Annotated in this window: 16 protein-coding genes; 7 read left to right on the forward strand and 9 right to left on the reverse strand. The window is 69.9% G+C overall.

Annotated features, from left to right (window positions below):
• Positions 1-129: 129 nt before the first annotated feature.
• Positions 130-2298: an MMPL family transporter gene (locus tag QMO76_RS00725; RefSeq protein ID WP_306359160.1), complete on the reverse strand. Its 2169-nt coding sequence runs from the start codon at positions 2296-2298 to the stop codon at positions 130-132.
• A 284-nt stretch (positions 2299-2582) separates the two neighbouring features.
• Between QMO76_RS00725 and QMO76_RS00730 the strand changes: the two genes are divergently transcribed.
• Together QMO76_RS00730 and QMO76_RS00735 are read left to right on the forward strand one after the other, a co-directional pair.
• Positions 2583-3806 (forward strand): sensor histidine kinase, encoded by a 1224-nt coding sequence (locus tag QMO76_RS00730; protein ID WP_306359161.1) that lies wholly within the window; start codon positions 2583-2585, stop codon positions 3804-3806.
• Positions 3803-4480, forward strand: a complete 678-nt coding sequence (locus QMO76_RS00735; protein WP_306359162.1) for a response regulator transcription factor — start codon at positions 3803-3805, stop codon at positions 4478-4480. The genes QMO76_RS00730 and QMO76_RS00735 overlap by 4 nt, the downstream gene beginning before the upstream one ends.
• Positions 4481-4705: 225 nt before the next feature.
• Here QMO76_RS00735 and glnA read toward each other — a convergent pair whose 3' ends face one another.
• Positions 4706-6142: a type I glutamate--ammonia ligase gene (gene glnA, locus QMO76_RS00740; RefSeq protein ID WP_282782153.1), complete on the reverse strand. Its 1437-nt coding sequence runs from the start codon at positions 6140-6142 to the stop codon at positions 4706-4708.
• Between the two features lie 396 nt (positions 6143-6538).
• Between glnA and QMO76_RS00745 the strand changes: the two genes are divergently transcribed.
• From QMO76_RS00745 to QMO76_RS00755, 3 genes are all read left to right on the forward strand, one after another.
• Positions 6539-7069 (forward strand): RDD family protein, encoded by a 531-nt coding sequence (locus QMO76_RS00745; protein ID WP_306359163.1) that lies wholly within the window; start codon positions 6539-6541, stop codon positions 7067-7069.
• A 114-nt stretch (positions 7070-7183) separates the two neighbouring features.
• Positions 7184-9391, forward strand: a complete 2208-nt coding sequence (locus QMO76_RS00750) for an MMPL family transporter (RefSeq protein ID WP_306359164.1) — start codon at positions 7184-7186, stop codon at positions 9389-9391.
• 108 nt (positions 9392-9499) lie between these two features.
• Entirely contained in the window at positions 9500-10393 is an 894-nt protein-coding gene (locus QMO76_RS00755; RefSeq protein ID WP_306359165.1) for an alpha/beta hydrolase family protein, read from the forward strand.
• Positions 10394-10408: 15 nt separating this feature from the next.
• On the opposite strand, the gene QMO76_RS00760 is transcribed toward QMO76_RS00755, so the two are convergent.
• From QMO76_RS00760 to QMO76_RS00780, 5 genes are all read right to left on the reverse strand, one after another.
• On the reverse strand, positions 10409-11077 hold the full coding sequence (locus QMO76_RS00760; protein WP_306359166.1) for a response regulator transcription factor: 669 nt from the start codon (positions 11075-11077) through the stop codon (positions 10409-10411).
• Positions 11074-12351 carry a sensor histidine kinase gene (locus QMO76_RS00765; RefSeq protein WP_306359167.1) on the reverse strand — a complete coding sequence of 426 codons (1278 nt, stop codon included), beginning with the start codon at positions 12349-12351 and terminating at the stop codon, positions 11074-11076. The genes QMO76_RS00760 and QMO76_RS00765 overlap by 4 nt, the downstream gene beginning before the upstream one ends.
• Positions 12352-12395: 44 nt before the next feature.
• Positions 12396-12887 carry a hypothetical protein gene (locus QMO76_RS00770; protein ID WP_306359168.1) on the reverse strand — a complete coding sequence of 164 codons (492 nt, stop codon included), beginning with the start codon at positions 12885-12887 and terminating at the stop codon, positions 12396-12398.
• Positions 12884-13414 carry an anthrone oxygenase family protein gene (locus tag QMO76_RS00775; RefSeq protein WP_306359169.1) on the reverse strand — a complete coding sequence of 177 codons (531 nt, stop codon included), beginning with the start codon at positions 13412-13414 and terminating at the stop codon, positions 12884-12886. Before QMO76_RS00775 ends, QMO76_RS00770 begins: the two co-directional genes overlap by 4 nt.
• A gap of 144 nt (positions 13415-13558) precedes the next feature.
• Entirely contained in the window at positions 13559-14302 is a 744-nt protein-coding gene (locus QMO76_RS00780) for a DUF4191 domain-containing protein (protein ID WP_306359170.1), read from the reverse strand.
• A 328-nt stretch (positions 14303-14630) separates the two neighbouring features.
• On the opposite strand from QMO76_RS00780, the gene QMO76_RS00785 reads away from it, so the two are divergent.
• Together QMO76_RS00785 and QMO76_RS00790 are read left to right on the forward strand one after the other, a co-directional pair.
• Positions 14631-15869: a sensor histidine kinase gene (locus QMO76_RS00785; RefSeq protein WP_306359640.1), complete on the forward strand. Its 1239-nt coding sequence runs from the start codon at positions 14631-14633 to the stop codon at positions 15867-15869.
• Between the two features lie 80 nt (positions 15870-15949).
• Positions 15950-16594, forward strand: coding sequence for a response regulator transcription factor (locus tag QMO76_RS00790; RefSeq protein ID WP_306359171.1), 645 nt, complete (start codon positions 15950-15952; stop codon positions 16592-16594).
• 34 nt (positions 16595-16628) lie between these two features.
• Here QMO76_RS00790 and QMO76_RS00795 read toward each other — a convergent pair whose 3' ends face one another.
• Both QMO76_RS00795 and QMO76_RS00800 read right to left on the reverse strand, forming a co-directional pair.
• Positions 16629-18116, reverse strand: a complete 1488-nt coding sequence (locus QMO76_RS00795) for an alpha/beta hydrolase (RefSeq protein WP_306359172.1) — start codon at positions 18114-18116, stop codon at positions 16629-16631.
• 330 nt (positions 18117-18446) lie between these two features.
• Positions 18447-20648 (reverse strand): elongation factor G-like protein EF-G2, encoded by a 2202-nt coding sequence (locus tag QMO76_RS00800; protein ID WP_306359173.1) that lies wholly within the window; start codon positions 20646-20648, stop codon positions 18447-18449.
• Between the last annotated feature and the right edge of the window lie 50 nt (positions 20649-20698).

Here is a 20698-nt window from a genome sequence, read left to right on the forward strand (position 1 = left end):
GCGAACGTAGATCCGGTGACCATTCCGATATCGGCTTCGCCCGGACATTTCCACCGACTGGGACACCCACCCCGCCCAGCGGGATGCGGGATGGACACGGCCGTGAGAAGTGCTCCACCCGTTGATATTTCAATAATGACGGGTCGTCATATGTGGATTGGTAATACTGATATCAGGAATGGAGTTTTCCGACAAGGCCGGTCGGGTGTGCGGGTGCAGGCGGGGGAGCAGGCGGTGCAGCCTGTTCGGCAGCCACCAGTTCGCCCGGCCGAGCAGCGTCATGGTGGCGGGGACCAGGACGAGGCGGACGACGGTGGCGTCCAGCACGATCGCCGCCGCGAGACCCAGGCCCATCATCTTGACCAGCGGTGACGGATTGGCGAGGAAGCTGGCGAACACGGCGGTCATGATGAGCGCGGCCGAGGTGATGACGCGGCCGGTGCCCGCCATGCCGCGGGCCACCGCTTCGGTGTTGTCGCGGGTGCGTTCGTACTCCTCGCGGATCCGGGACAGCAGGAACACCTCGTAGTCCATGGACAGGCCGAACAGGATGGCGAAGAACATGGTCGGTATGGGGGAGGCGATCAGGTACGTGCGATCCAGACCGAGCAGGCCCGCGCCCCAACCCCATTGGAAGACCGCCACCACGATGCCGTACGCGCCGCCGATGGACAGCAGATTCATCACCGCGGCCTTCACCGGTATCGCCACGGAACGGAAGACGATCAGCAGCAACAGGAACGACGAGATCAGGATGGCGGCGAGGAAGACCGGCAGCACCTCGTTCAGCCGGGTGGTGAGATCGTCGGTCATGGCGGTCATTCCGGAGACCGCGACATTGTCGGGTGCCAGGGCGCGCAGCCGCTCCAGGGTTTCCGAGGTGGCGGGGTCCGCGGGCGCGGTGGTGGGCACGGCGGGCAGGATCACCGTGTCACCGTCGGACGAGGTGCGTGCGTCGCCCACCGAGGCGATGCCCGGATCGGCGGCGACCCGCTCGGCCAATCCCACGATATCGGCGCTCTCGTCGCGCTGATCGACCACCAGCAGCAGCGGCCCGTTCACGCCCGGTCCGAACCCCTCGGCCAGCAGGTCGTAGGCGCGGCGGTGGCTGGTGGCGGTGACATCGTCTCCGGCGTCGGGGAATCCGGTGCGCATGTGCAGGGCCGGGGTGGCCAGGGTGACCAGCACCGCCGTCGCGATGAGCAGATACGGCCAGGGCCGCCCGGCCACCCGATGCGCGACCCGCCACCACACCGACCGCTCCGGGGCGTGCGGCCGGGAGCGCCGCAGCACCCGCCCGGCGTCGATGCGGTCGCCGAGCAGTGCCAGCAGCGCGGGCAGCAGCGTGAGCGCGGTGGTCACGGCGATCAGCACCACCAGCGAGGTGGCGAGCCCGATCGAGATCAGGAAGCCGACACCGGTCAGCACCAGCGCCACCATGGCGAGCATGATGGTGCCACCGGCGAACAGCACGGCCGACCCCGACGACCCCATGGCGTTCGACAGCGCCTCCGCATTCGGTTGCCCCGTGGCCCGGTTCTCCCGGTAGCGCGCCACGATGAACAGCGCGTAGTCGATGCCGACGCCCAAACCGATCATCGCGCCGATGGTCGGCGCGCTGGTGGACACATCCATGGCGGCGGCCAGCACCGCGATGCCGCCGAGCCCGGCCGCCACCGCCACCAGGGCGAGCACGATCGGCACCAGCGCCGCCACCAGCGTCCCGAAGGCGACGACCAGCACCAGCAGCGCCACCAGGACGCCGACCGCCTCGGCCCCGGAGGTGGGGGTCTCGGAGTTGATGAACGCGGCGTCACCACCCAGCTCCGCGGTGACACCGGATTCGCGCAGCCGCTCCAGGACCGTATTCAGCGGCGTCAGCGATTCCGGGGCGAGGTCGGTCGCGGGCTGGTCGAAGGTGAGTTGCGCGAAGCCGATCCGGCCGTCCGCGGACACCGTGCCCGCCGTGAACGGATCGGTCACGGCCACAACATGTTCCGCCTCGGCCATGCGACCGACCGCATCCTCGATGAGCGGCCGGTGCGTGCCGAGCCGCTGCCCCTCGGGCACCGCGAACACCGCCAGCGCACTGCCGCCCGCCGCCTCCGGGAACCGCTCCGCGAGCAGCTCCATGGCCTGCTCGCTCTGACTGCCGGGAGCGACGAAGTCGTCGACGAACGAACCGCCGAGCGTGCCGGCGGCGGTCAGGACGACGGCGACGGCGGCCAGCCAGGCGGCGACCGCAACCCAGGGTCTCCGCGCGCTGGCGTCGCCGATGCGGCGGGTGATTGTGTCCATGGTCGTGCACTCCTCGGCGATGGTTGGGTTAAGGTCCCGACTCCCTTGTCGGCCAGCGGGTTTCATCGTCGGGGTGAGCGGTGGTGCGGGTCGTCCGCCGCCCGGAGGTTTCCGTTCCGTCGCGAGGGGGGTCGCCGAGGCAGGGGCGATCCCCCGTGCGGCGGAGGGGCGGGTAGCCCGCGGTGGGTTACCGGCGGTGGGCGGCTGACCTACCGTTGCCTGGTGCCCATCGACAACTCGCGCCGGGAAGCCGGTGTACCCGGCCGGTCCCACCACCCCAGCGGATGGCCGGGGTCGTGACCGGCGACGACAGCGCCCCCGCGCGCGGGTTCCGCGGACCGTTCCGCCGCTGGCCGCGCACCGCGGACGCGGTGCTCGCCGCCGTGCTGTTCGTCGCGGCCGTCCACGTGGCCGACGGGCCGGGCGACACGCTCGTGCTGCGGCCGATGTCGTCGGTTCCGGTCGTCGTCCTGGTTCTGTTCGCGGTGGCGAGCGCGGCGCTGTGCCTGCGCCGCCGCCACCCGCTGCCGGTGCTCGGGTCGGTCCTGTTCACCTGGGCGGTGACGGTGGGCAGCGGCTATTCCGGCCTGGGCGGTATCGCCATCGTCGCCCTGTACTCCACCGGGCGCTACGCCCGCGACGGCCGCTGGTCCTATCTCGGCGCAGCGGGCGCGATCGCGCTGGTGATCCTCGACGGAGCCCTCGACGGCTTCGCCCTCGGTGACATCTTCGCCGGGGTCGTGGTCATGGAACTGGCCTGGTACATCGGCCGCCGGGTCCGGCTGCGCGGTCAGCGCGCCGAACAGCTGCGCCGGGAGCGAGCCGCCGAGCAGCAGCGCATCCTCACCGAGGAGCGCACGCGTATCGCCCGGGAACTGCACGATGTGGTCGCCCACCGGGTCAGCATGATGACGGTGCAGGCGGGCGCGGCCAAGGCCGTGGCGGCCGTCGACCCCGAGGCCGCCCGCCAGGCCATGGCCGCGGTGGAGGAGGCGGGTCGCGAAGCACTGGACGAACTGCGGCATCTGCTGGGTGTACTGCGGCCCGAGGTGGACAACGACGATCTGGGGCCACAGCCCGGCCTGGCCGATCTGCCGCGGCTGATCGACCAGGTCCGCCGGGCGGGCCTGGACGTCACGGTCGATATCGACGAATTCCCGACCCCGCTGGCCGCCCGCCTGGAACTGTCGGCGTTCCGGATCGTTCAGGAGGCGCTGACCAATGTGGTCAAGCACAGCGGCCCCGGCACCCACGTCGACATCCGCCTGCGCGGTGAGAAGACCGGTGGTGGGATCACTCTGGACGTGCTCGACGACGGTCGCGGTGACGCCGCCCGTCCCGGGGCGGCCGTGCCGGGGCACGGCATAGTCGGGATGCGCGAGCGCGCACTACTGTTGGGGGGCACGCTCGACGCGGAGCCCCGCCCCGGCGGTGGTTTCCGGGTGGCCGCCCGGCTCCCCGCCGGGGCCGACGCCCACCGCCTGGCAACTTCGAAGGACCCCGCATGACCATCCGCGTCCTCGTCGTCGACGATCAGGCCCTGGTGCGCAGCGGCTTCACCATGGTGCTGCGCATGCACGACGACATCGAGGTGGTGGGCGAGGCCGGAACCGGACTGGCGGCCATCGAGGCCGCTCACCGCCATCGCCCCGATATCGTCCTCATGGATATCCGCATGCCGGAGCTGGACGGCCTCGAGGCCACCTCCCGCCTGCTGGCCGAGGCCGACTGGGAGGTCCGCGTCCTCATCCTCACCACCTTCGACCCCGACGACTACGTCTACCGCGCCCTGCGCGCCGGAGCCAGCGGCTTCGTCCTCAAGGACATGCCCGCCGACCAGCTCGCCGCCGCCGTCCGCACCGTAGCCGACGGCGGCGCCCTGCTCGCCCCCTCCATCACCCGCCGCCTGATCGGCCGCTTCGCCCACCGCCTCACCGCCGACTCCGCCGCCACCGCCCGCCTCGCCCGTCTCACCGACCGCGAACGCGACGTCATGACCGCCATCGCCCGCGGCGCCAGCAACCCCGAGATAGCGGCCCAGCTCTTCATCGGCGCGGCCACCGTCAAATCCCACGTCTCGAGCATCCTCACCAAACTGGGCCTGCGCGACCGCACCCAGATCGTCGTCTTCGCCTACGAAAGCGGTCTGGTGGAAGCGGGCGACCACCCCATCGGCCACTGAATCCCCTTGCGGCCCTGCGGCTCGGCCGTATCCACCCTCGTCCACCGCGCGTGCTCGGTCATGACCTCGAACTGCCCGGGCGCGGGGCTGGTCGCGGAACTCCGGCACCCACGCTGAAGCGGCGGCCACCACCGCATGAGCAGTGGTGGCCGCCGCTTCTGTCTGCCTACTGCGTACCCGCCGCGTACCGACGGGCCGATTCAGGCATGAACGCGCAGGTCAGGCTTACACGTCGTAGTACAGCTCGAACTCGTACGGGTGCGGGCGCAGGTTGACCGGGGCGATTTCGTTTTCGCGCTTGAGGGTGATCCAGGTTTCGATCAGGTCCTCGGTGAAGACGCCACCCTCGGTGAGGTAGTCGTGGTCGGCTTCGAGGCGGTCGATGACCGAGGCCAGGCTGGTGGGGGCCTGGGGGATGTTCTTGGCCTCCTCCGGCGGGAGCTCGTAGAGGTCCTTGTCGACCGGGGCCATCGGCTCGATCTTCTTCTTGATGCCGTCCAGGCCGGCCATCAGCATGGCGGAGAAGGCCAGGTACGGGTTGCCCGAGGAGTCGGGGGCGCGGAACTCGATGCGCTTGGCCTTCGGGTTGTTGCCCGTGACCGGGATGCGGACCGCGGCGGAGCGGTTGCGCTGCGAGTACACCAGGTTGATGGGGGCCTCGTAGCCCGGCACCAGACGGTGGTAGGAGTTGATGGTCGGGTTGGTGAACGCCAGCAGCGACGGGGCGTGGTGCAGGATGCCGCCGATGTACCAGCGCGCCAGATCCGACAGGCCACCGTAACCGGCCTCGTCGTGGAACAGCGGCTTGCCGTCCTTCCACAGCGACTGGTGCACGTGCATGCCCGAGCCGTTGTCGCCGAAGAGGGGCTTCGGCATGAAGGTGACGGTCTTGTTCTCCTGCCACGCGGTGTTCTTGATGATGTACTTGAACAGCATCAGGTCGTCGGCCGCGCCGAGCAGGGTGTTGAAGCGGTAGTTGATCTCCGCCTGGCCCGCGGTGCCGACCTCGTGGTGGCCGCGCTCCAGCTCGAAGCCCGCCTGCTGCAGGGCGGTCGACATCTTGTCGCGCAGGTCGACGTAGTGGTCGTACGGCGCGACCGGGAAGTAGCCGCCCTTGTTGCGAACCTTGTAACCGCGGTTCAGGGAGCCGTCCGGGTTGAACTCCGCGCCGGTGTTCCAGGAGCCGGAGATCGACTCGATCTCGTAGAAGGCGCCGTTCATGGCCGAGTCGTAGCGGATCGAGTCGAAGATGTAGAACTCCGCCTCGGGACCGAAGTACGCGGTGTCGGCGATACCGGTCGACCGCAGGTACTCCTCCGCCTTGCGCGCGATATTGCGCGGGTCGCGGGAGTAGGCCTCACGGGTGAACGGGTCGTGCACGAAGAAGTTCAGGTTCAGCGTCTTCGCGGCACGGAACGGGTCGATCCGAGCGGTGCTGAAGTCGGGGAGCAGGAGCATGTCCGACTCGTCGATCGACTGGAAGCCGCGGACGGACGAGCCGTCGAACGCGAGACCTTCTTCGGCCAGATCGGCCGTGAACGCCTTCGCAGGGATCGAGAAGTGCTGCTGCACACCCGGGAGGTCGGTGAACCGGATGTCGACGTACTCGACCTCCTCCTCCTTGATGTACTTGATGACCTCGTCGGCCGTGCTGAACGCCACTTAGTACTCCTTACGGATCGGTTCCCAGCCAATTCACGATTGCATGGGTTCGTCGCGACCAGACGGTATGGATGCGGTGTTTCCCCACAATCAAGGCTGTGTTTCGCCAGTGTTACACGTACAGCTGGCCGGGGGTTCGTCGGTGTCCCGGCGTTCGGCAAACGGCCGCGCAGGGCGCTGAGCTGCGCTCGACCAGCACCGACATCCTGCCATCGAACAGCGGCAATCGCCGCGCATGACGCCGAAAAGATAGGGGGATTACCACGCCGACCCGGGCACGCGTGAGAATCCTCACCGCCGGACCGGTCGGTTCAGCACTCCTTCGGTTACCTCGCGGACACCCCAGCGCCCACACGCCGTGCGAAACGCCGCCGCAGGGGCCCCTAAGCTGGGTGCATGGCACGCATCACCGGCTCCTGGCTGTCCGGACCGAACGCCGAATCCGGCGGCTCCGCCCCCGGCGACTACCCGGGCAAGGATCTGGGACTGCCGCAGGAAGGGGTCGGCTCGCTGGTCACCATGCTGCGGCGCATCACGGCCCTGCTGGTGGACTGGTTCATGGCGCTGGGGCTGGCCGCGGTCATCTTCCGCCCGAATCCGGACAAGCTCATCGCCGAGATGGACATCCCGGCCGGGCAACAGCCGCCGCCGGATCTGGTCGTCATCATCAGCTCGCTGTCCACTCCGACGCTGCTGGTGTGGTTCGTCATCGGCGTCGCCACGGTGACCCTGTTCGGCTACACCCCCGGTCAGTTCTTCCTGAAGGAGCGGGTGCTGCGCGTGGACGCCGACGCGCCGGTCGGCTTCGTCCGCGCGCTGGTGCGCCAGATTCTGCTCGTCTTCGTGGTCCCCGCCCTCTTCACCGACGGCGACGGCCGCGGCATGCACGACCGCGCCACCGGCACCGCCCTCGTCCGCGCCCGCTGATCCTGGCGCGCGTCGCCCGAGCGTACCGGCCTCGTGTCATAGCCCGGAGGCATCGATTGCGAAAAGGGGTTATGTACCTTTAATGGCGGCGGGAACCGCGCGGAAGGATGCCTCTTGTTCGCTTGGTGGGGAAATGTGGTCTGCCGCTTGCGGTTCGCGGTGATCGGTCTCGCGGTCGCGGCACTGCTGGCCCTGGGGGGATACGGGCTCAGCCTGAACGATCATCTGAGTTCGGGTGGCATGTTCGATCCGTCGTCGGAGTCCGCGGAGGCGGGGCGGCTGGCCGACGCGGCCTTCGGGCGCAACCACGATGTGGACGTGGTGGTGCTGTTCACCGCGCCGCCGGGCACCACCGTCGACGACCCGGAGTTCAGCCGAACCGTCGTCGATCACCTCGACAGCCTGCCGCGCGAGCATCCCGGGCAGATCTCCCGCATCGTCGGCACCTACTGGCGTACCGAGACCGGCGCGATCAGCGCCGCCACCGCGACCAAGGACAAGCGCCGCGCCGTCGCCGCCATCGCGCTGCGCGGGGAGAACGACACCGATATCCAGCGCAACTACCGAGCGGTCAAGGACGTCTTCGAGATTCCCGGCGTCGAGATGCGAGTCGGCGGGCTGCAACCGGTGGCGGGCGCGCTCGAGGACACCGTCGCCGATGATCTGCGCCGCATGGAACTGCTGGCGGTTCCGTTCGTGGGGTTGCTGCTGTTCTTCATCTTCGGCGGCGTGGTCGCCGCGGCGTTGCCGCTGCTCACCGGGCTGCTCACCATTTTCGGCGCGTTCGGTATCGTGCGGTTCGTCGCCAACTTCACCGAGGTGAACTCCTTTGTCTCCCCGGTGGTCTCGATGATCGGGCTCGGACTCGCCATCGACTACGGCCTGTTCGTCGTGAGCCGGTTCCGGGAGGAGTTGGCCGCGGGCAACGACACCCGCACGGCGGTGCGGCGTTCGGTGCTGACCGCCGGGCGTACCGTCGTCTTCTCGGCCACCATGATCGTGGCGAGTCTCGGTGGGCTGCTGCTGTTTCCGCAGGCATTCCTGAAATCCATCGCCTACGGGGCGATCGCGACGGTGACCCTGGCCGCCGTCACCGCCATCACCATCCTCCCGGCCGTGCTCGCGGTACTCGGGCCCCGGGTGGATCTATTGGGGCTGAAGCGATTCCGTCGCACCAAGTCGGCCGAGGAACTCGACGACGGGCTGCTCGCGCGTACCACCGCCTGGGTGATGCGGCATCCGGGCAAGGTCGCGGTCCCGATTCTGCTGGCGCTGGTGCTGCTCATCGTGCCCATGCACAATCTCGTCTTCGGCGGCTTCAGCGAGAAGTATCTGCCGCCGGACAATCCGGCTCGCGTGGCGCAGGAGGAGATCGACCACTACTTCCCGCTGCGCAAATCCGATCCCCTCGAACTGGTCTTCATCGCCGACAACTCCCAGGCGGTGGGGCCGGTGTGGAATCAGGCCAATCAGGCGCCCGGTCTGGTGGGGCAGTTCGACATTCCCGCGCGCTCACCCGCGCAGCCCGACATCTACCGGGCCAAGGCGGCGGTGGTCGACATCAACGACGCCGGGGCCACCATCGAGTATCTCCGGTCGCTGGAGTTGCCCGACGGGATGACCGTCCTGGTCGGCGGCGTGCCCGCATTGCAGAAGGACACCATCGACGCCCTGCTGGTCCGGATTCCGTGGATGATCGGACTGGTCCTGCTGGTGACCACGCTGCTGCTGTTCCTGACCTTCGGGTCGCTGGTGCTGCCGATCAAGGCCGCGCTCATGAGCGGGCTCGGTCTCGGCTCCACCCTGGGCATTCTGACCTGGATATTCATCGACGGCCACGGGGCCGGGCTGCTGGATTTCACCCCGCAGCCCGGTCAGGCGAACATGCTGGTGCTCATCATCGCCATCGTGTACGGCCTGTCCATCGACTACGAGGTGTTCCTGCTGTCCCGCATGGTCGAAGCGCGCGGCGCGGGCGCGACCACCGAGGAGGCGATCCGGATCGGCACCGTGCAATCCGGGCGCATCATCACGGCGGCGGCGCTCATCCTGCTGGTGGTGACGGGCGCGTTCGCCTTCTCCGATCTGGTGCTCATGCAGTACATCGCCTACGGCATGATCGCGGCGCTGTTCATCGACGCCACCGTGTTGCGCATGCTGCTGGTCCCGGCCGTGATGCGTTTGCTGGGTGATCGCTGCTGGTGGGCTCCGGCCTGGATGAAGCGGATCCAGCAGCGAATCGGTCTGAGCGAAGCCGTAATCGACGAGGACGGGGCTCGGCGTGGCTCCCGTATTGACCCGGTCAAGTCCGGCACAATGTAAAAGATGCGTACCTCGGACATGTTCATTTCGGCGTAGCTGGCTATTCACCGACTTTCAGATACGGTCGGTACTGTGCGGACGTCCAGTCGTGACGACTTCGGAGGTTGCATGAGCGAGCGCTACCGGGCCACGGCACGTGGACTCAGCCGTCGGTCGCTGTTCGCCTCCACCGGACTGCTCGGCGTGGCCGCCTTCGCCGCGAACGCCCTGAACGGCCCGCCCGGTGTACGTCATGTGCTGCTGCGCAACGCCTACGAGGAGATCACGCCCGTCGTATCGGGGCCGGTGATCCGGCACGAGCGCGTGTACTCGGCGGCGCGCGGGCGCGAGGTGGACGTGGTCACCATCCTGCCGCCCGGGGTGCGGGTGCGCGACCTGCCCATCTCGATCCTGCTGCACGGCCTGAAGGGCAATGCGCACACCGCCGCCGGGGTCGGCGGGATCGGCCACGCCCTGGCCACCGCCGTCACGGCGCGGCTGACGCCGCCCTTCGGCTTCGTCGCCGTCGACGGCGGCGACAGCTACTGGCACGAGAACCATCCCGGCGACGACCCGATGTCCATGCTGCTGGACGAGGTGCCGCACTGGCTCGCCGCCCGCGGCCACGCCGAAACGCCCTTCGCCTGCACCGGTGTGTCCATGGGCGGCTTCGGGGCCATGCTCTACGCCCGCCGTCGCACCGAACGCGGCGATCCGGTGCGGGCCGTGGCCACCATCTCGCCGGGGCTGCTGACCTCCTGGGCGGATATGCGCAGACGCAATGCCTTCGCCAGCGAAAGCCAGTGGGCCGCATTGGATCCGCTGCGCAATATCGGCAAAATCGGTCCCGCCCCGATGGCGCTCTGGTGCGGGGACCGCGACAAGTTCGTGCACGGCTGTCGGGAGTTCATCGCCCGTGCGCCGCTCGAGATCGCCTCCATCACACCGGGTGGGCATACCGACGCGTACTGGCGCACGGTGACGCCGGAGGTGGTGGCGTTCCTGGGCAGGCATGTCGGGTGATGCCATGCGGGTCGATCAGCGCTCCGGCCGCGCGCCCGGCGTGATCAGCCCCGTCTCGTAGGCGAGTGCGACCAATCGTGCCCGGTCGCGGGCGTCGAGTTTGGTCAACAGCCGCCCGACATGGGTCCGCGCGGTGGCGGGACTCATGTGCAGCGCCGCCGCGATCTCGGAATTCGACCGTCCCGCACCGACTTCGGTCAGGACCTCGCGTTCGCGGGCCGTGAGCCGGTCCAGGAGTTCGGCCGCGCGGGGGTGCGGTCCGGCCGCGGCGGCCCGCATCACGCGGCGGGTGACGGCGGGGGAGAGCAGGGCGTCGCCGCCCGCCACGATCCGCACCGCCGCCCGCAGTCCGTCCGGATCGGTGTCCTTGAGCAGGAATCCGGTGGCCCCGGCGCGCATGGCCTCCAGCAGATTGTCGTCGGTGTCGAAGGTGGTGAGCACCACCACCCGCACGTCGCGCAGTTCCGGTTGCGCGACAATGTGTTTCGTCGCGGCCAATCCGTCGCCGCCCGGCATGCGGATATCCATGAGCACCACGTCGGGCCGGGTGGCGCTGACCAGTTCCACTCCGGCCGCGCCGGTATCGGCCTCGCCCACCACATCGATATCGTCGGCGCGCTCCAGCAGCGCCCGCAGCCCCTCCCGCACCAGGTGCTGGTCGTCCACCAGCGCCACCCGGATCACGCCGCGCTCCGCACCGGTACGCGTGCCTCCACCATGAAGCCTCCCCGCCGTCGATTCTCCGCGCGCAGGCTGCCGCCGAGCAGAGCCACGCGTTCGCGCATGCCGATGATTCCCCATCCGGTCGCATCACCTCGGGAGCCGCGCCCGTCGTCGGCGATGCGTACCACCAATTCGGCGGCTTCGCACCGTAATTCGATATCGACCGCGCGGGCGTCCGCGTGGCGCAGCACATTGCTCAACGATTCCTGAATTACGCGATAGACGGTGGTCTCGACGATGGCGGGCAGCGGGGCGGTACCGCCCGAGCGCGTGAATCGCACCGTCGGCCCGGAATCCCGGGTGGCCGTGATCAGTTCATCGACCCGGTCGAGGCCGGGCGTCGGCGGTTCGGCGGCCTCCGGGGTGCGCAGGGCGTCGACGGTGGCGCGCAGCTCCCGGCTCGCCTCCCGGCAGGCGGTGCGGGCGGCGGTCAGCGAGCGCTCCGCGGTGCCGGGATCGTCACGCAGCGATTCGCGGGCCACGTCGGTGTGCAGGGCGATCACCGAGACGGTGTGCGCGAGCAGGTCGTGCAGGTCGCGGGCGATGCGCACCCGCTGCCGCTCGACCCGGCGCGCGGCCTCGCGTTCGCGCTCCGCGGCGGCTGTCCGCTCCCGCCGTTCCAGTTCGGCGCGCCAGCCGCGCCGGGAGCGGATGCTGTCGCCGAGCGCGATCACCGCCGCCATCAGCCCGGCCGAGGACGGAAGTTCCAGTCCGAGAACGAAACCCAGATTGTCGCCCTGCGCCACCCGCACGGCGGTGGAGATCGCCAGCAGCGCCAGCGCGGTGCCCGCCGCCCACCACAGCCGCCCACGCTCGGCCGCCGAGAACAGGGCCGCCGCCACCGGCAGCGCCAACCCGATCGGCGGATAGTCGAGCATGTAGTAGGCCAGCAGCGCCGCGCTCGACACCAGCAGCGTGCCGACCGGCCAGCGGCGGCGCACCAGCATCAGACCGCCGAACAGCGCGCCGAAGGCATAGGCGGACGGCGCGACCCCGGCGGCCGACCCGCCGACATTGGCCGTGATGGCCGTGCCGACCACCACCAGGGTCAGCATGCCGAGACCGAGATCGATCAGCCGCCCGCGGTGGACGGGATTCGCCCCGGCGCGGTCTTCGATGCCGGAAGGCGGCGATGTCGGCCTCGGCTCAGCGAGCCCGGCGGAGGGTTCCAGTTGCGCGGCGGGAGTATCCGCGCCGGGAGATCCCGCGCCGGTTCGCGGCTCCGTCGGTTCCACCTCACCAGCCCCACTTCCTGGGTCTCCGCTGTCGTCATCGTCCGTCAGACGCGATCGGTGACCTTCGCCAGCAACCATGCCACCGCGCCCGTGGCCGCACCGAGCAGCACGCCGGTGACCACGCTGCTGCCCATGGCGAAACCGCGCATGACCAACTCCTCGGCGCCCGGCGAGAGCCTGCCTTCCAGATTGCCGCCCAACCGCGGCGGATCGTCTGCGAAGGCCGCGCCCCAGAGCACCTGGTGGGTGAGCGCCAGCAGCAGGCCGTAGCACGCGCCGACCGCGAGCAGCGCCGGAAAGGGATTCGGCACCCGCCGCCACAGCACGTAGCCGATCCACACCGCGATCGGCGCGAATACCAGCACCGCGTTGACCGCCGCGGGCACCGGCCCCAGATCGTGCGCGATCACCCGGGGCACGCCGAGCGCCGCCAGCGCGATCACCGCGAGCGGGGAGATGTCGAGCGCGGCGCGTATGCGTTCGGTGGCGCTCGTGCGGTGTCCTCCCGGCCCGTGGTCGGGTGCCCGCTCGTTCATGCCGCCACCTCCCGGACGGCACCGGCCGCACTACCGGTCGCGTGCCGGTACACCCGCAGGTAGCCGATGAACGCCAGCACCGCGGTCACCCCGCTCATGGTCAGCCGCACCCAGTGCCCGTTCTCGAACTCCGTCGCGGTCCGCCGCAGCACCTCCGTCGAATGCACGGCCGCGCCCTCGTCGAACATGATCTCGTTGCGCGGCCAGAAATAGACCGCCGAGAACAGGAACTCGCCCAGCACCAGCGAGCCCAGACTGCCCGCCAGCCACCAGCGCGCCCCCGGAATCCGCCAGGCCAGCGCGGTGGTCGCCAGCGCGGCCACCACCGTGAGCGCCCCCATGGGCGGGAAGAAGTCCGCGGGTCCGGTCACCTCGAAGAAGTCCGATGCCCCGGCCAGCGACGCGGGCACATCGTGAAAGACATTCGGGTAGATGATGATCGTCTCCACCGCGATTCCGCCGAATGCCACCATCGCTATCCAGGCGTACGCCGTCGGAACAGCCAATCTGGTCAACTGTTTTCGCATGCCGGAGACGGTAGGAACATTCGGGAGCGGCTACATCGGCCCGCACGCCCCACCCGCGTACGTCAATCGACGTATGCCTCCGGGATGCAGCCGTGCCCCGCCGCGGCGACGCGGCGGGGCACGGAAGCCGAACCCGGGCGGGAATCAGCGGCGGCGGATGGTGCGCTGCATACCCTTCATCTTCGCGCCGGTCGGCATGGGGCCCTTGGGCAGCGCCGGGCCGCCGCGGGTGGCGAGGGCGGACAGGCGGCCCTCGATGAGTTCCATGCGCTTGGCGTCGATATTGCGGGGGAGTTTGGTGAGGAAGCGCTGCAGATCCCTCAGCGCGACCTGGCCCTCGTCATTGCCGATGACCACGTCGTAGATGGGGGTGTCGCCGACCAGGCGGGCGACCTTCTTCTTCTCCTGGGCGAGCAGCGACTTCACCCGGCCCGGCGAGCCCTCCGCCACCAGGATCACTCCGGGCAGGCCGATGACGCGGTGCACGGCGTCGAGTTGGGTGGTGGCGGCGACGCCGGGGGTGACGCGCCACTTGCCCTGCAGGTTGTCCAGCACCCACGCGGCCGCGCCCGCCTGCCCCTCGGCCTTGGCGTACACGTTCTTCTGCACGCGGCGGCCGAAGATGATGAAGGCGGCCAGCGCGCCGAGCAGCAGACCGATCGGCAGCAGGAACCACTGCACATCGAAGATCAGGCCGATGATCAGGAACAGTGCCGTCACGCCGACCAGTGCGCCGATCATCAGCGGCAGCAGCAGTTTGTCTTCCTTGCGCTGCATCTGGAACGCCTGCCAGAGCTGCTGACGCCGCTCCTTCGACGCCTGCTTGCGCGCCGCCTTCGCCGCGGCCTTCGCTTCCTTCGACGGCTTGCCGCCCTTACCTGCTGCCATGCCACCCAGGATAATGGCCGCGCACCGGCCGATCCCCGCCGGGATCGCGAGGTTTCGCGCGGCGTCACCGCGGCGTCCCCGCCGTCGTTCGGAAAAGGCGGGCACGACGGCCGATCCGGCAGGCTCGGAAATCCGCTCCGCGGGCCCGGTCGCCGCGTCCCGTGGTCGCGGTGCCACCCGGTCACGGTGCCACTCGGTCGGGGGTGTCACCCGGTCGCCGCGTCACGCGGTTGCCGTGTGTCGTGCGGCCGCGCCGGTTTGTCGTGCTGCTCGGTACCTGCGGCCCGACGGGATGAGAGCCGTCGCTCGCGCCTACGGTGGGCAGGTGATGTGGGGTGTGCTGGTCGGCCGGGTGCGAGCGCTGCCGTCGGCGGTGCGGTATCTGGTGATCGGCGGGGCGACATCGCTGCTGTCGATCTTCGTGCTGGTCGCGCTGCTGGCGGCGGGTGCGTTGTGCCTGGTGGGCGTGGGAATCCCCTTGCTACCCGACGCGGTGCGGACCATCCGGCCGCTGCTCGGATTCGAGCGCGACCGGGCGGGGGAGCGGTTGGGGGAGCCGATTCCGGAGGCGTACCGGCCATTCGCCGAGTCGCTGCGGCAGCGGGTGGCCACGGTATTCACCGATCCCGCGAACCGGCGCGATATCGGCTGGTTGTGCGTGCACGCCGGCACCGGCGTCACCCTGGCCGCCCTCGCCGTCGCGCTGCCGCTGAGCGCGGTGAACCAGCTGTTGATCCCGCTGTACTGGCAGGCGCTGCCGCCGGGGTCGATCGCGACCTTCGGCGTACCCGTCACCTCCTGGCCGACCGCGCTGCTGAATCTCTCCTTCGCGCTTCCGATCGGCGCGCTGACCCTGCTGGTCCCCGCCATGGCCCGCGGGCAGGCCCGTGTCGCCCGCCGGTTCCTCGCCCCCACCCCCGATGTCGCGCTCGCGGGCCGGGTGGCCGAGCTGACCGCCACCCGCGCCGCCGCCCTCGACGCCCACGGCGCGGAACTGCGCCGCATCGAACGCGATCTGCACGACGGCGCGCAGGCCCGCATCGCCGCGGTGATCATGCAGCTGGGGCTGGCCGAGCAACTGCACGACCGCGACCCCGCACGATCCCGCGCGCTCATGCGGAAGGCCCAGGACACCGCGACCGACGCGCTCGCCGAACTCCGCGACGTCCTGCGCAGCGTCTACCCGCCCGTACTGGCGGATCGCGGCCTGGCCAGCGCCGTCTCCGGCCTCGCTGCCCGCAGCCCGATTCCGTGCGCGCTGCGGGTCACCGCCACCGGCCGCTGGCCCGTAGCGGTGGAGGCGGCCGCCTATTTTGTTGTGGCGGAAGCCATTACCAATGCGACCAAACATTCCGGTGCGCGTTCCCTCAGCGTCTCCGTCGCCGGTGCCGTGGATCTGCTCACGGTTCAGGTGTGTGACGACGGCATCGGTGCGGCCCGGGAGGTCGAGGGCGGCGGCTTGGCGGGCATCCGCCGTCGCGCCGAAGCACTCGACGGCCGCATGACCCTGACCAGTCCCGCCGGTGGGCCGACGGTGCTGCGGGTGGACCTGCCGTCGCGGTTGTGACCGTCGGCGGCGTGATCACGCCGGACCGCCGGGGTTACGAGCCGCCGCGGCCTCAGTAGGGTGTGCGGGGTGGAGTCGCTGTGCGCGTCATGATCGCCGAGGACGATGCCCTGCTGCGGGAGGGGCTCGTCCTGCTGCTGAACACCGCCGGGATCGAGGTGATCGCGGCCGCCGACAATGCCGACGATTTCCTGACCGCGGTCGCGGGGGAGCGGCCCGACGCCGTGGTGATGGATGTGCGGCTGCCGCCGACCTTCACCGACGACGGTCTGCGGGCGGCGGTGCGGGCCCGCGAGATTCACCCCGGGCTGCCGGTGCTGGTGCTCTCGGCGTACGTGGAGGACAGTTACGCCGCCGAACTGCTCGGTGACGGTGCGGGCGGCGTCGGCTACCTGCTGAAGGAACGCGTCGGCAAGGTCGACCGCTTCCTGGACTCCCTGCGCCGGGTGGCCGACGGCGGCACCGCCATGGATCCCGAGGTGATATCCCAACTACTGGTGCGCCGCAAGGCCGATGACCCGCTGGCTGCGCTCACCGCCCGCGAACGCGAGGTGCTGGCGCTCATGGCGGAGGGCCACGACAATGCCGCCATCGCCGGACGCCTGGTGGTCAGCGAAGGCGCTGTGCTGAAACATATTCGGAGCATCTTCGCCAAGCTCGGATTGGCGGCCGACGAGTCGGGGCATCGGCGCGTGCTGGCGGTGCTCGCCTATCTCAATGCGTGAAGCCCGAAACCCGAGCGGGTTTCGGGCCTCGACCTCAGTCGGCGGCGCAGGTGATATCCGACTCCGGCAGGGTGCCGTCGCGGAGGTACGTGTTCACCGCGTTGTCGACGCAGGTGTTCGGATAGCGGCCGAAGATCCAGTGAATCGGCACATCCCGCAGCGTCACCAGTCGTGACGCCGACAGTGCCCGGTGCATGCCCTCCGCATTGGCGTAGGTCGTGCGGGTGTCGCCGGTCGACTGCACGATGAGGGCGGGAACCGAGTTGTCCACCACCGTGCGCGGTTCCGCGGGCGCGGCCCAGAAGGCGCAGGGCGTGACATTGTCGGTGAACGACCCGAACACCGGCGCCGTGGTCCGCGACCGCTCGAGGTTGTTCCAGTACCAGAGTGGATCGCGCGGTGCGTCCGCATCCCCGCACATGATCGCCATCTGCGCCGAACTGTCCTCCGGCTCAGCGGAAAGCATGACCGCGAGGGCCTCGTTCAATTCCGGCGTGATCGCCACCGGCAGGCCGTCGGCCGCGTCCCGCAGTTGGGCCACCTGTTCGGCGACCATCGCGTACTGCCGCGGGTCGTCGAGACCGGTGAACAGCACCAACGGCAGTTCGTGCGCGCTCACCGCGAAGTCGCCGATCCGGATCGGCTGCTCACCCGACCGTCGCAGTAGCTCCAGCACGCTCGCGCGCACCTCTTCGCGGCTGCTCCCGAGGTGGTAGTCGCCGTCGTGTCCGGCGGTCCAGTCCGCCCACAGATCCAGCGCCGCCTCATTGGCCGGGCCCATATCCCGCACCATGTCCACCGGACCGTAGCGTTCCGGATCGACCGCGCTGTCCAGCACCATCCGGTCCACGCGCTCCGGGAACAGCTGGGTGTACACCGCGCCCAGATAGGTGCCGTACGAGGTGCCGAAGTAGTTGATCCGCTCGACCCCCAGCACCGCGCGGATCACATCCATATCGCGCGCGGTATTGCGGGTGGTGATGTGCCGCAACCGTTCTCCCTCGGCCGTGGCGCAGCGGACGGCCAGTTCCGCCTGTGCTGCCACGGATTCCGCGAAGCTCGCCGCGTCCGGCCCCGCGGCCTGGAGCCCGATCCCGCGCGGCCAGTCGCACCGGACCGGCGCGGAACGCCCGACCCCGCGCGGATCCATGCCGATCAGGTCGTAGCTCGCCTTCACCTCGGGCGTCATGGCCGCCGCCACATCCACCATGAAGTCCAGGCCGCTCCCGCCCGGCCCGCCCGGATTCGACAGCATGACACCGTATTGCCGCGCCGGATCGGCGGCGATGCGCGAGATGGCGACGGTCGTGGTCGACCCGTCCGGCTCCGTGTAATCGAGCGGGACCGTGACGTCGGCGCATTGCGCCCCGGCCTCGTCGAGGCGCTGCTCGTCGCAGGACTTCCACTCCAGCCGCTGTCCGTGGTACCGGTCCAGCTCGTTGTCGGTGGCAGCCGTGGTGGCGCAGCCGAGCCCGAACGGCAGCACCATACATGCCGCGGCGAGCCATTTTCCGAAGGTCATGCCGCACACACCGTTGGCTCGTCGGCGAGTGCCACCGCGTCGGCCTGCTCCCGGTGGTGGACAGCTGGTTCGCCGATCACGGCCTGTGCGCCCGGAAATCCGGTGTGATGTCGACCTGCCCTACTGCGCAATGGATTCCTCCTGATCGGGGAGCGGGATCAGACGTTCCCGCCTACCCGGTCGAGGCTAGGGAAGCCACGGCTGTCCCGGCATTGCGGTGAACACCCGAATCCGAGCTCCGGCGGACACCACTGCTGCGGTGGTGCCAGCACTACTGCCGCGACGGTGGCCCCGTCGCCACGGCCCGGGACTCCGGCCGTGTGCCGACCGTCAGGTGTGTGCCGTGGTCCGGTCGCGCAACCCCTCCGCGAGCTGGGCGGGCATAGGCTCGTGCCGGACGTAGCGGCGGGTGAAGTCGGCCGCGCCGCGGGCCAGCGAGCGCAGATCGATGGCGTAGCGGCTCAGTTCGAGTTCGGGGACCTCGGCCTTGACCGCGGTGCGGCCGCCGCGCCCGATCGGCTCGGTGCCGAGCACCCGGCCGCGGCGGCTCGACAGGTCGCCGAGCACCGGTCCCACATAGTCGTCCGAAACCACCACCAGCACTTCGGCTATGGGCTCGAGCAGGCTGATGCGGGCCGCGGCGGCGGCCTCGCGCAGGGCGAGCGCCCCCGCGGTCTGGAAGGCCGCGTCGGAGGAGTCGACGGAGTGCGCCTTGCCGTCGTACAAGGTCACGCGCACGTCGACCAGCGGGTATCCGGCCACCACCCCGCGCGCGGCCTGCGCCCGCACCCCCTTCTCCACCGAGGGTATGAACTGCCGCGGCACGACGCCGCCGACCACCTTGTCCACGAATTCGATACCGGACCCCTCCGGCAGCGGCTGCACCTCGATCTCGCAGATGGCGTACTGGCCGTGTCCGCCCGACTGCTTCACATGCCGACCGCGGCCGGTGGCGGCGCCGGCGAACGTCTCCCGCAGCGCGACCTTGTGTTCGACCACATCGACCTGCACCCCGAACCGGGTGCGCAGGCGCTCGAGCGCCACCTCGCGGTGCGCCTCGCCCAGACACCACAGCACCAGCTGCCGGGTGTCGGGATTCTGTTCCAGCCGCACCGTCGGATCCTCGGCCACCAGCCGGCTCAGACCCTGGGAGAGCTTGTCCTCGTCGGCCTTGGAATGCGCCGCGATGGCCACCGGCAGCAGCGGATCCGGCATGGCCCAGGGCTCGATGAGCAGCGGCGTGTCCTTGGCCGAAAGCGTGTCGCCGGTTTCGGCGCGCGACAGCTTGGTGACACAGGCGATATCGCCCGCGATGGCCTGACCGAGCGGACGCTGCTGCTTGCCGAACGGCGCGGAGACGGCCCCCACCCGCTCATCGGCGTCGTGGTTGGCGGTCTCGGACGGTCCGTGCCCGCACACGTGCACGGTGTCGTCGGCGCGCAGCGTGCCGGAGAACACCCGCACCAGCGACATCCGGCCGACATACGGGTCGGAGGAGGTGCGGATCACCTCGGCGGCCAAGGGCCCCTTCGGATCGCACACCAGCGGCTCGGGCGTGCCGCCGGTGGTGCCGGTCGCCGACACGGGATGTTCGGCGGGCGTGGGGAATCCGCGGGTGACGAGTTCCAGGATCTCCATGGTGCCCAGGCCCTGCCGTGCCCCCTCCGGTGGCGGCGCGGCGATCAGGACGGGATGGAAACTGCCTCGTGCGACCGCCTTTTCGAGATCGGCCTCCAGGGTGTCGAGATCGATGTCCTCGCCGCCGATGTAGCGGTCCATGAGGGTCTCGTCCTCGCTCTCGGCGATGATGCCCTCGATGAGCCGGTTGCGCGCCTCCTCGAGCTGCGCCAATTGCTCCGGGGTGGCCGGGGTTTCGGTGTGCGCACCGGCGGAGTAGTCGTAGACGTGCTGGGAGAGCAGGTCGATCAGCCCCAGCACCGGGCGGTGGCCGTCGGCGGCCTTCTCGCCGTAGACCGGGAGATGCAGCGGCAGTATGGATTCCGAGGCTCCGTCGCCGAGGATGGCACGGCAGGTCTCGGTCATCTCGTCGAAATCCGCGCGCGCGGTGTCGAGGTGGGTGAGCACGATGACGCGCGGCATGCCCACTCTGGCGCATTCCTCCCACAGTGCCAGCGTCGGCCCGCTCACCCCCTCCACCCCGGCGGCGGCGGAGAGTACGAAAAGGGCCGCGTCCGCCGCGCGCAGACCGGCCCTCAGTTCCCCGACGAAATCCGCGTAGCCGGGGGTGTCCAATAGGTTGATCTTGTATTGCCCCCACCCCATCGGCACCACCGACAGCTGCACCGAGCGGTGTTGTCGCTGTTCGATGTCGTCGTAGTCGGAGACCGCGGTCCCGTCCTCGACGCGACCGCATCTGGGCACCGCCCCCGTGGCCACCGCCAGCGCCTCCACCAGCGTGGTCTTCCCGGACCCGCTGTGCCCTACCAGCACCACATTGCGTATGTCCTCCGGCCGGTCGGCCGTCACTGCCCTGCCGTTCGCGCCTGCCGACGCACTCGTCTTCTCGACCATCTGGCTCGCTCCCCTGGTCGCCACGTGCGGTACTTCGAGCTTCCCACCAG

The sequence above is a fragment of the Nocardia sp. CC227C genome, assembly GCF_030767025.1.
Lineage (GTDB): Bacteria > Actinomycetota > Actinomycetes > Mycobacteriales > Mycobacteriaceae > Nocardia.